Here is a 12,229-nt window from a genome sequence, read left to right as displayed (position 1 = left end):
CGGAGCCCTGGATGACGATCCTACTATGAACCACGCAGCCCCCGCACAAAGCCAACAAGGATGTCCCAGAGCAATAGTAAGGGCAAAGTTGCAAGCCACAGCACAAACACAAAAGCTCGTGATATCGCGGCCATCAAAAAAACAGCAACCATAATCAGCATGTAAATTACCTGTAGCTGCGCCGCTTTTTTACCGCGAAGTTGAACACCCGCAAACTTAAAAGACGAGTATTGCGGCTTCAGAAAGTTAAAAGTGCCGGCCTTGTTCTTTAAAGATGCGCTTACTCCTGTCTTCGACAGATTGAAGCCTAGCGGACCCGCCCGCCATCGGCCGATTAACTGAAGCCGCCCGTTTTGAAGGGCGACGCGCGTGCCATTTGCAATCCGTGTAGACGCCCGCAGGCCCTTCGACGAGTTGGCCGTCAAGTTGAGCGGGCCGACCTCTTTCTCCACACGCACTGCAACGCCACCTGTCCGAGACGCGCGCGTGTATTTGCCGCGATGTTCGATCCGAACCTGTTTTCCGTCTTCGTCTTTCTTGCCCAAGCCAAACATTATTCAGAGATTTCTCCTTCGAAACCGAGTGCTTACAATGACCCTTTGGGAAGCGCCTTTTCAATGTAGCTTTGCAGCTCCCTACCAGTCTTAGCAAAGCCGAGAGTGCGTGCTATCGAAACAACGAGATCTTCGCGGGACATTTCCCCACTTTCGGCAATCACCTGAGCAGCCGCAGCACGTATCTCAAGTGGAGGGATAAGATCAGCTTTCGTCGGTGCACCTTCTCCTGATCGATCTCTTACCGGGCAATCGTCACGCTGGGCATCCGTCATAGCAAAGTCTCCATCCATTATGAGACCTGTAGTTTTTGCTGCTCGGTTGAGAGCCTGATTTGATGCATCCTGTATGCGCCCTCCTGTTCTCGATTTCCCAAAAGCTGAAGCGACCCGGCGCGCGATCAATGCCCTGTGGATAGGCCCCTCATCATTGACAATCTTATTCACCAGATCGACCAACACATTGATTGGTGCATCGTGAGGTTCCACGTCCATATTCACATTTGCATTCGACAGTTCATAAGCTGGAGCAAAATGCTCCGGTGGTGGCGGTAATATTGCTGTGGGTGAGTTATCCGTCACAGCTTCCTCAACAGGAGCCGCTAGCCCTCCAGCGTTAGCACCAGATGATTCTGGCCCCGAAGCATTTGCCGCAGTTTCAAGCGCCGCTTTAAGGCGGTCAATTTCTGCCCCCCGACGGTGGAACCAATCCGTGCTCCAGATCCGATGAAAACGCCAACCAAGACCCTCCAAGACATCCTGGCGAAGGCGATCCCGTTCACGGGCCCAGAGTGCAGAGTGATAGGTAGCACCATCGCATTCAACGGCGAGAATATAGCGGCCAGGTTGGTCAGGGTGCCGCACTCCTAAATCGATCCGAAATCCGGCAGCTCCGACCTGGTAATCGCAAGGATAGCCAAGACCCTTAATTACGTTAGCCACATCGGACTCGAGCGGGCTGTCAGGTAACTCACCTGTCGCCTGTGGCTGGGCTATCTGCCCGCTACGCGCAAATTCGAGGAACCGCTTGAGGACTCTTGGCCCATCACGACTGGTTCGACTGGTATCGATGTCGTTGGGATCAAAAGAGCAGAAGACGATACAGCGCGCCCGGGCGCGCGAGAAGAGAACATTCAAGCGCCGCTCACCGCCCTCACCATTCACGGGCCCGAACGACATCGACGTAAGGCGCCCGTCTGGCTCGGCCGGACCATACCCCACCGAAATCAGGATCACATCGCGTTCATCGCCCTGCACGTTTTCGATGTTCTTGACGAACACGTCCTCGGCACGTCCCTCACGTAGGAAGTCGTCTAGGATCTCGTCTTGGCGCCGGGCGACTTCGAACACCTCAGTTAACATGTCAGATTGTGCCTTAGAGAAGGCGACCACACCCAGGGAAAGGTCTGGACGGTTGCGCGCATGTTCAGCGACCGCCTTTGCCACGGCCTCTGCCTCAATCCGATTAGTGCCTGGCCGACCTGATCCGCGAGACCGGCTCGTGTAGACGCCAGGCACGCGCTGGAAGGCGAGCCCGTACTCCGGATCATTTTGAACTGGCGACGGCGGAAGGATCAAACGGTGATCATAGAACTCAGCGTTGTTCACCATAATGAGTGATGGATCGCGTGACCTGTAATGCCATTCTAGCATTGCTGGATTGAGGCCGCGGGCTTCACAGAGCGTCAGAACGCTCTCCATTTCCGTCGCAGTCGCCGTACGAACCTCATCTTCTGCCTCCTCGTCTAAATCCGCTTCATCAGGGCCAGCGACCCTGTCAAAAAAGCTGGTAGGAGGAAGCTGCTTCTGATCGCCGACCACAACAATTTGGTTGCAACGCGCAATCGCGCCAAGCGCCTCTTCTGGCCGCACCTGACTGGCCTCGTCGATAACCAAAAGATCGAATTCTGCGGCCCCCGTAGGCAAATACTGCGCGATAGAAATAGGACTCATGAGAAGAACCGGTTTAATCCTTTGAACCATCTGCCCGGCAGTTTTCATCATTTGACGGATAGGCCGATGCCGACGTTTCTTGGCCATCTCTCCGCGCAAGAAGCCCATCTGGCCTGCAGCGCCTGTGGGCAGTTGCGCTAAATGTTTAGCACGAACAAGTCGTCTGGTCTCGGCGAGACGTTCCACCTCAAGACCGCGAAAGGCCTCAACTAGCGCGTGTCGATCAAGATAAGCCAGCTCGTCTAGGCCTGGAAATAGATTGCGCGCTGTTTCCCATCGCGCTTCAGCGGTCGCATAAAGAAATTCGTCAACTGCCTTTTCAGGCAAAAGCTCGCCTGCGTCCAACATGGCAACTAAGGACCCAAGGCCACTGCTCTGCAGTTCAGCAGAAAGATGTGTGAGACGAGCCCATTCGCCGAAACGATCAAGAGCAACGCACATGGCATCTGTCCGCTGCACCAGCATTTTGAGGGAAATATCGTCACCTTCCGGCCACTTGATCTCAAGCCTTGCAACAAGTGGGTCCAAAACCAAGCCCAAGCCATCCAAAGCTGCGCTCAATTCAGCTTCACGGTCTGCTGCAGCGCTAATGCGCTCAAGACTTTCAGCGTCAGCGGACGGGACGATCGTAGCCATTTGGCCAAGCCATTCAGCCTGTGCTAAGAGCGCTGTGAAAGGGGTTCGCTCGCCACGCCACGCGCTCCCCAAGACCTCTTTCAGCCAGCTTTCCTCATCGGACAACTCTTTGCGGCGTTGCTGAACGCTAAGTAATTCATCAACAAGCTGCAGACGATCTGCAGGTGCACTGGGTAAGGGACCACTTAAAACCGTAGCGATTTCTTTGCTGGCACCACGATAGGTGCCGAAGAGCCTCGCCCAGACCGAACTCACGCCAGGTGCCAATTTGCCTCGTAACGTATCGGCTGGTATCCCAAACGCCGGCTCCTCAAAACGCGTGCTTGCCGCTTCCCGCGCTTCGATCCAGGCGCGGCCCGCGCCAAGAGCTTCTTGAAGCCGAGCATCATGCACTTGCGACAGCAGCGCCGCGCTCGCCTCTTGGGCATCTGCTGGCCTTTGCACCGCCGCGCGCAGAAGGTTTCGCAAGCTGATGCATTCCAAAAGTGTGGAGGGTTCCGGTCGATGCGCCAACACTGCCACATGCGAGGCCGTCGCCTGCAACTTCTTTATTGCCTCGGACACTTGACGCAGATCAGGCTCCAGCCGTTGAAGGTCGGTTGGCTGCAATCTCGTTGAGCCAACACCCGCAAATGGGTGGTTCAACCGAGGACCAGCTGTTTTAAGTAGGTCCACATAGGTTGATACACGCTCTGCAAGATTTTTTCGGGTTGCATCGTCAAGATCGGCCAACCCGCCACGTGCAAGCCTTGGTGGCTGCATCTCCATTCCTACAAAACGTGCGATTTCTGCCATCGCCCTATACGGTGTAAATCCATGCCCAGAGACGGGCTCATGCAATTGAGCGCTCACACTATTCAGCTTATCTCTGGCCTCACGCAAAGCATCTGGCGCCTCAGGCAGTTCAGGAATTGCTCGCCCAGCATTTAACGTTCGAGCGAGTTCCTCTAGAAATACTTTCTTGTTTGCAGCGCGTGAATGAATCTCAAGGCACAGGTCGCCCAAGCCAATTTTCTGCAATCGATCATGCACGACCGAAAGCGCTGCCATCTTTTCGGCGACAAAAAGCACGGTCTTGCCGTCATGGGCAGCGCCCGCGATGATGTTCGCAATTGTCTGCGACTTGCCTGTTCCTGGCGGTCCTTGAACAACGAGATTTCGTCCCGCACGAACTTCCTCGATAACGCGAGTTTGTGACGCGTCCGCTGGTACGACATGCAGCAAATCAGACGGAGCAAGCCGAGGGTCAAGCGGCTCCTGAGGACCAAAAAGCGGTTCAGACCGTTCGAACCCGCCCCCAAGAAGTCCACCGAGAACTGGGTGATCCTCAAATGCGCCTTCTGGCCATTGTTCTGGCTCAAGGTCTCGCATCATCAAGAGCTTAGAGAACGAGAAGAATCCAAGCTGCATACCATCACGATCAATCGTCCAACGGTTTCGACCTTCGATGCGCGCTGCAACCTCGTCAAAATAGATTTCAGGGGAAAACGTTTCATCCTCAGAAATCTCCGGCAATTCGAGCCCAAAATCTGACCGCAATCGCTCTTGCAGCGGCAAGTTGGTTACAATTTCTGTATCACGTGCCCGTAAGTTGAACGTTGCCCGACGCTCATCTCGCACCAACTCTACCGGCAGTAAGATCAACGGTGACTCCCTTAGGGTTTCGGAATTGTCACTTTCGAACCAGCGTAAAAATCCCATTGCCAGATAAAGGATGTTAACACCCTGCTCCTCTTCGGAAGTCCTAGCATCTGTGAACAAACGCAACAGACGGCGCTGTAAGGCCTCTTGGCCCAGACGCGTTTCAAGAAAGAGATCCAGGTACCTAGCCTCACGATCTGAGCCGTCGTCTTCATCTAAGGCTAAGATTGGACCGTCGACTTCAACCTCTTCATCGGGCTCTTCTTCGTCACGCGCCAGAAAGCGCATGCGCTTGCCATTAGATTTTAGCAGATTGTAGATGTCAGCACTGCGCTCTTCTACAACATCAAGCGCATTGGCCCGCTTAGCTGATCTATTCACATGCACCAATCGGTTACGAGTTCCTGTTTCAACGAGGCGACGACGCGCATCATCGAGGAGTGCCGATAAATTTTGGGACCGTTGTATCTCTTCCATCAATTCTCTCTTACGGTAATGCACTTAAAGCAGCCCTTAGGCTTAATTTTACTGTGAGTGTTTCGAGACGTCACCCGTTTCGTTCTTAACGAAAGTAACATAAAAACCCTTGATAATCCGCTGCTCCTGCAATCGGTCACTGAGCGAAAACCCACCAGTTTTCAAAGGTGCTTGAAAGATATCAAGTCCTCTATCGAGAACGATTTTCCACCCAGTATCCGTAATGATATCGCGCGCATGCGCTGTTCCTGAGCCATCAAAGGCCCAAGTAAATTCAACACCCGAGCCAACACATGCGTCTACGATCGAGTCGAGCAATTCGCGTTGCTTGCCTACATTACCGTCATCTGGCCCAGTCACGAGATGAACGCTGACTTGGTCCTCAGGCGACTTTCGCCGAATGACCATTTCAACAAACTCCATCATATTGCGGATCTGGTAGAAGAACCGAACGTAAGGGTCCGTCACAATGATCTTTGACGCGCCCTCGATGTAAGGGCCAAAGAGCCGATCGTAGCTGATCCCCTTGCGATCCTCTGTGAAGACATGGTGGCCTTCTTCGAGAACGGGCTTCGCCTCTGCTTTGTCAGGGCGCGCCCCCTCCGAAACGGGGCGAGACTTCGAGGCCCCTTCTTCAGCGACAGATGTGGCCCCACCACCTGACATCTCTGACTGTTCCTGCTCCTTGGGATCCAGCGCGGGCTTGAGGTGGTAGAACTGCGGGTATTCTTCTTCCTCGACCGTAGTCACACGGCGCTTGGTCCCATCTGTGCCAAGGTAGTGGAAATCGACCTCAGGATATGTACTGTCGATCCGCGCCAACTGGTCTTTGACCCGTTTGCGGCTTTCCATTGCCAGGCGCATCAGCTCTTCGACATCTTCCGCCGTCTCACCGCCATTCGGGAAGATCAGCTTTAGCAGGCCCGACATCGTCTTGTAGATCGCATCCCGATCCCGCGTTGAAATCTTCTCGCTGATTTTGAAATGCTGGTCCGGCCGGTTGGAGAAATCTTCCTGGCGCAGATGGCGCAACATTTCAGCGAGATAATCTACAATAAAACCATACCCACTTGTGAACATCTCACCCCGGATCACATCAATTTCCCAGCCTGGCAAATAGGCATGCAGGCGATCAATGAAGGCCGAGTCATGGAATTGCGGCGGTAGGGCTTCAAAGAGGTCGCTGTTCTTGAGCATGAAGGGCACGTTGTGGTCTGTGTTGCCCACAAACGCGAAGCTGGCCTCAGCTCCCATGGGATTTACACCCCGAGAGAAGGTCTTGTTGGCCATGTAGTTTTTCATGATGTCGACGAGCGCTTTGTTTGCTGTCTTTTCGCGGCCGGCAAATTCATCAAAGGCTACGACATCCCAGTAGCCGACAAGGCCAATGCGCCCGTTCGAGTTGTTCACAAAGAGTTTAGGGATCGTCACTTCACCACCCGAGATCAGCTGACCGTGCGGCGAAAACTCCGAATAGATGTGCGACTTGCCCGTGCCCTTGGGCCCAAGCTCGATGATGTTGTAGTTCCGTTCCACGAAGGGGATCAGGCGCATCAACTGCAAGAGCTTCGCCCGACGCCCAAAAGCTTCCGGGTTGAACCCGATGCTCTGCATCAGCAGGTCGATCCAATCGTCAGTGTTGAAACTGCCCCGCGCCTCCCGGTAGCCCTCATAGTCAACCTTGGCGATCTGGATGGGTTTGATGGTTTCAAGGATCCAAGGCGAAATGCGCGCATCTTCGGAATACTCATATTGCACGTCTGCAATACACCAGACGCCCGTCACAAGTAGCTTCGGGTGCGCCTTGATCGTGCCGCTGTCGACCGCAACCTTCTTGATGCCGAGATTGTCGAAGGTGGCTTCATAGCTATCCGTCTTCTCGTTCAACGACACGCTGATCTGGTCGATGACCTTGTAGCGCCCCTTTTCCTTGATCGTCGACTGAGTAAGCCCCGCTTCGCTGCGGTGGACGTAGTGTTTACGCAGGATTTCTTTGACGGTCTCGATTCCAGTCGCGATCGACGCCTCGTCGTCGGTGGCGCAATACTGACCCAAGAGATACTCGAGCACATAGGTCGGAACGATCGCGTTGCCCTTGACCGCCTTCACTAGGTCCTTGCGCACGACAAAGCCCGCGAAATGTTCATTGATCCTAGCGTCGAGATCGCTCATGGGGCCGCTCCTTAAAAGTCAAAATCTGTTGTTATGCCACGTTTCAACTGGAAGCGGTGGCTTGTGTAGTCCTCAAAGCGGCTCGTTTTGCCGTATGGCTGACGCAACTTAAGGAATACGTCTTGGTTGTTGAATTTGTCCGCCTCACGCGATAGCAGGAACTTCCGAGGCATTTCGCGTTCACGGGCGTTGTCCGAGGTAAAATCAAACTGCAGAACATGCTCGTCTGAAATCAGCGTGTCGTCGGCAGCATAGATCCCCGCGACCAGCTCACGCGCCTGCATTTTCTCGTACACCGGTTGCGCTTGGTAGAAGATGACAGCCGTTTGCCCAGAAGTGATCTGGCTGCGGCCAGATACGATGATCTGCACCTCAACCTGGTTCACATCCGCTTCGCGCTGTTTCCCGACACGGAGGACGGGAATAACAATTTCCTGCAGTGAGGCGCCACCGTGCACAAATCGGCTGCCCGCCCCTTTAACGCGTAGGCGGTTTATCGAGTTTGGGATCAGGACATCGAGGTCGCCCGCCAGGCCCAGGTTCGCCGAGCTGAACTTCTTCATGCCCGCGGTTTCTTCGAGACCACGACCGATGACGAAGCGGCGATTACGAAGCAGGATTTCTTCGCCCTTGGGATCGGCGACAGCAAAGTCGCTCTCATCCAACACTCGGTGCTGAAAAAGGAAGCCATGATCTGCCGTGATCAGGATGTTCGAGAAATTCGCCGAGGTCAGCTTTCGAACGAGCTTGGTTAGCTCTTCGATCGCGTCTTCGGCAGCCTTGGGCAGCTGATCCTCGGTCTGCAGCTTGTCGCCAATCGCATCGATCAGGTTGTGATAAATGTAGACCACGTCATTGTCGCGGAAGAGCTCTTTGCCTTCATCGACCCGCATATCGAGAACATCCCGTGCGGATAGAGCCTTGGCGCGATCGCCTGCACGTCCCGTTGCCAGGATCTTTTCGCGCGCGGCAAGGCCTTGTGTGCTTTCGCCTCCCGAAAGTACCGATCCGCCGCCATCAGGCGCGAAAGACAGGTCACGGTTTGGCAAAAGTGCCGCCATCCCGAGCTGGGTATAGCTGGGTAGCGCGCTGATCATGGGCTTCAGCTCCGCATCAAATCGGTTCAATGCCCGGATGCGGCGTAGGCATTCCTCGGCCACCTCGAAACGTAAGGCATCTGAAACGATGACCACGACCTTCTGATCGCGACGGCGAAACTCTGCGGCTTGTTCGATATAAAAGGCGCTTTGGCTTGCGTAGCCGGGGATTGCCCAGTCGGTCAGTCCGGCAACCTGATCCTGCCAGGCATCATTCAGCTTCAAGAGGAAGCTATTAGTATACCGGTTCTCAACCGCCTCGTAGAGTTCCGAAAGCAGCGAGGCATGGCCGCTGCGCTGCATATGGTAGATGAATTTGCGATAGAGCTGGTCGAGCTTGTACCAGCTGCTCACATAGCGCTTCACCCCTTCGGCAGGGCTCGTCATCCCCAAGTTGGCCTCTGCCAGCGCCTGCTGGAATTCTGTGGCAAATCCGATCGCCTGATAGATGTCCTCATAAGTGCCATACCAATGGCTTTGCCGGCGTTCGCGCACCCATTTCAGGACCTCAGACGCGCTGACCGTCTGCGTCGACATCGCGTGCACCAGTTGGCGGATGATATGGCGGTCGATTTCCTCGAAATGATCGATGGCCATGACTGCGCGGAAGTCGCGCTTGGACAAATCTTCTGGAATCTTCAGCAAGGCCTGATAGCGAGCAGCAAGCGTCTCGAACGCCACTTCCCAGTGGCGATTGTTCTTCCAGCGCCGGAAAACCAGAAGAGCCTCAGCGCTCAGCTTGCCATCTTCGCCCAACGCCCGCTGATACGCCGACTGAAAGAGCGCGATCGCAAAATCCTCCAGATCAGGCTGGTCCGGCTGATAGCCATAGGCGTTTCCAACCTGCTTCCAAAACACCTCGGTCAGGCCGGATCGCTCAATGAGCCGCATCGCATCCTCACTGCCATCGGCTAATTCGCCAAGGAGTGCCTCGACAACTGTATCAAGCCCACCCTCAGCACCGGCACAGACGGCGAGCATGCGCAGCCGCACTTGGGACTGCGTATCTGCCGCATGCAATAGCCGTTTAAGCTCCGCCACGCGCACCTTAGAGCGATAAAACTCCAGGTGATCGCGCACGACGCTTTCGAACTGTGGCGGCAGGCCCAGCTCACCCAGCCAGATGCCGGCTTGATCCGCCTTGAAAACTGCCGTTGCCAACTGCACGTCCAAAAGCCAGTTCGCGGCATTCTCAGGCTCAGGCCCATCATGGAACACCAGAAACTTTGCCGTCGGCTCCTGCCGCAGCATCCGATGTTTCAGCCCAAACTGGTTGTTGGCGACTTCCACCTTTGTCACACCAGCCAAATCGACTGCCTCGAACTCTCCCCGCATGTCGCGTGCTGCGTCATACCAAAAGACGATACGATGCTCGTCAAAAAGGCGTTCCAGGCTGGTGGTGATCCGATCCGACATCAACTCACCCCAACAATCTTTTTCAGCGCGGCTCCGAACTTGGGATAGTTCGCCTTCACACCATCATCGAGGTCTATCTCGATTTTGGCTTGCGCCAGCGGGAAGACGACATCGCGCTCCCATTCGTTCAACTCGTCGATCTGTTTTGCGATCACGGCCATGTCTTTCAGCGCCTTGGTGCGCTGGCCCTGGCTGGCGCTCGGGTCGTCTGACAGCTTTTCCAGCCGCCCGCGTTCGCCTTCCAGCTTGCTTATGAACTCGCGCAGGTAGTCGTTGAGCAGTACCGACACCGTGTCGCCGCGGTAGCGGTGCATGTAGATCAACGCGTTGAACGTCCCCTTGGGTGAGGAGAACATCCAGTAGATCGGGCGCTTCTTATACCGCTTCACGTGGTCGGCGTAGAAATCCTTGGTGAAATACTTGCGGATGTCCTTGCCAAGCGCGTCTTCAATGTAGCGCAGGTTCTCTTGGAAATGCGCCTCGCCGAAGGTGGTGCGCAGGAACAGGCGGAAGCGGTCGGTGATGTCGTCGGCGAACCAGTCGGCGTCAAGCACGGGGATGACGTTGTCTTCGTCCGGCATGAAGCTCGGCTCGGGGATGCGGGCGAGATAGTCCTGCAACGTCTCGCCCTGGTTGGCGAGGATCAGGCCCGGCGCGTCGAGGCTGTAGCGCCCGAACATGCAGCCCACGGCGTAGGACAGGAACTCGGCCATGGTATCGGCGCGCAGGCGGGCCTCATTGGCTTCCTCGGAGCCCTTCACGCCATAACGATAGGCGGGGTTGCAGGTGAGGGTGATCTCCTCGATCGGCACCTCGGGCGTCAGTTCGTCTTGCAGACCATAAGCGTCGATGAAGATGCGGTTGTTCTCTTCCTCCAAGGCTTTCATCTCGTCCGTCATGGACTGCCACTGGGCGCGGAGCGTGGCGTAGCTATCCGCCAGCGTCTCGCCGCGATGATCGGGCGAGAGCAGCGGGAGCGTGGTGAAATCCCAGGAGGTTTCGTAGGCGTCCCAGTCGGTTGTATGCGAGGCCACAAGCTGCCGGACGACGCGCTCAACACTTGCGTTCTGTGGGGTCGCGCGCGTGGGAGCCGGAATCTTGGCGAGATCTCCAACTGTATTGGTGATCGTAGGATTTACAACGTTTTTGAACGTGCGCGCGACAGGCGAGTTGAAGTAAGCCAATGAAAAGTAGGGGGCATCGGAGAAATAGCATGGCGAGAGGTCTCCCGGAAGCAGTCCGCCCTCATGGAGGCGATATGCCTCTGGACCGCTTGAAATTCGCCCCCAGCAAACGGCCTCTTTGAAATACAGGTCTTCGCTGGGGATAATGGCCTTACCGCTAGCCTTAATGTCGCGTCCATCCGATTGCCAGTTCACTACTAGATCAATACCACCTGCCCACTTCCGAAAGTCGCCACCATTATTGAATCGAAACCATTTTTCGGAACGTTGAAGTGCCTCGACGCGGTTACGACTATCAAAGTCTGTTTGCTCAGAGCTAACCTCTGACCACTGCCTGATGAAAAGGTCCTTGTTTCCAGTTTGAAGTCCTCGGCGCGTGCTCCCAACTGAAGAGAGCTTATCCTCAAGGAATGCATTTGCGACAGTCTGAGATATCCAGTATGCGATAGGGTAGCCCGGGATCCGTTCAAACTCGGTGGTGCTTGCTTTGTAAACTTCGTCATCCGCTCCTGAGGCGGCTCTTTTTAAAGCCTCCAGTTTTTCATTTTCGTTCCGCCCATCTACCAAGCGAACAAAGTACCCAGCACTGGAAGCTTTCCGAGACTTTTCGAAGACAAAAGCAGTTGTCGACACGACTGACCCGCCAATTGTATCGAATGCTCTCTCTCCAAGGTGTGCCATCGAAGTAAGATGAGACGATGCAAGCAACCATCCACGCATTTTCTCAAAGGACGAGAGAAACATCCAAGACTGCATGTTGATCATGGCCATGAACCCGCCTTGGACATTCAGCATGAGCGAGCGAACCATAAACATTGCGAAGAGATCAGACTTTGAATCAGAGTAATTGGCTTCGGTCCACGTCATAAGAGTGGGGTTCATGCCACCTCGCCCCATATACGGCGGGTTAGCCACCACCACATGATACTTCGGCGACAGCGCCTCTGCCATGCGTAGAACGGTCAAAACGCGCGCCTTAACGTCCGTCAGCAGCAGGTCGCCGCCAAAATCCCGCGCCTCCACCACCCGCAGTGTCTCTGCCGGATCGCGCAGTTTCGGCACGATCAGCGAGCCGAAGTTCTTGGCCTGCTCGAACTGGC

The 12,229-nt window shown here is 55.2% G+C and carries 5 protein-coding genes; all 5 read right to left on the bottom strand.

Going from position 1 to position 12,229, the window contains the following annotated elements; genetic code table 11:
- Window positions 1–23: 23 nt before the first annotated feature.
- Complete coding sequence (locus AC4GMC_RS04180) at window positions 24–554, bottom strand: hypothetical protein (RefSeq protein WP_487876014.1); 531 nt, start codon at window positions 552–554, stop codon at window positions 24–26.
- 32 nt (window positions 555–586) lie between these two features.
- Window positions 587–5,260, bottom strand: a complete 4,674-nt coding sequence (locus AC4GMC_RS04175; RefSeq protein ID WP_487876013.1) for a DUF3320 domain-containing protein — start codon at window positions 5,258–5,260, stop codon at window positions 587–589.
- A 48-nt stretch (window positions 5,261–5,308) separates the two neighbouring features.
- The gene (gene brxL / locus AC4GMC_RS04170) at window positions 5,309–7,432 is read right to left on the bottom strand and encodes a BREX system Lon protease-like protein BrxL (RefSeq protein ID WP_487876012.1); all 2,124 of its coding nucleotides are present in this window, start codon (window positions 7,430–7,432) and stop codon (window positions 5,309–5,311) included.
- Between the two features lie 11 nt (window positions 7,433–7,443).
- A complete protein-coding gene (pglZ, locus tag AC4GMC_RS04165; RefSeq protein ID WP_487876011.1) occupies window positions 7,444–9,945 on the bottom strand; it encodes a BREX-1 system phosphatase PglZ type A in 2,502 nt (833 codons plus the stop codon).
- Window positions 9,945–12,229: BREX-1 system adenine-specific DNA-methyltransferase PglX (pglX, locus tag AC4GMC_RS04160; RefSeq protein ID WP_488082201.1), on the bottom strand; the 2,285-nt coding region annotated here is incomplete at its 5' end. The genes pglX and pglZ, both read right to left, overlap by 1 nt.

The sequence above is a fragment of the Thalassobacter sp. genome (assembly GCF_982993085.1).
This window is presented reverse-complemented; position numbering and strand designations above follow the sequence as displayed.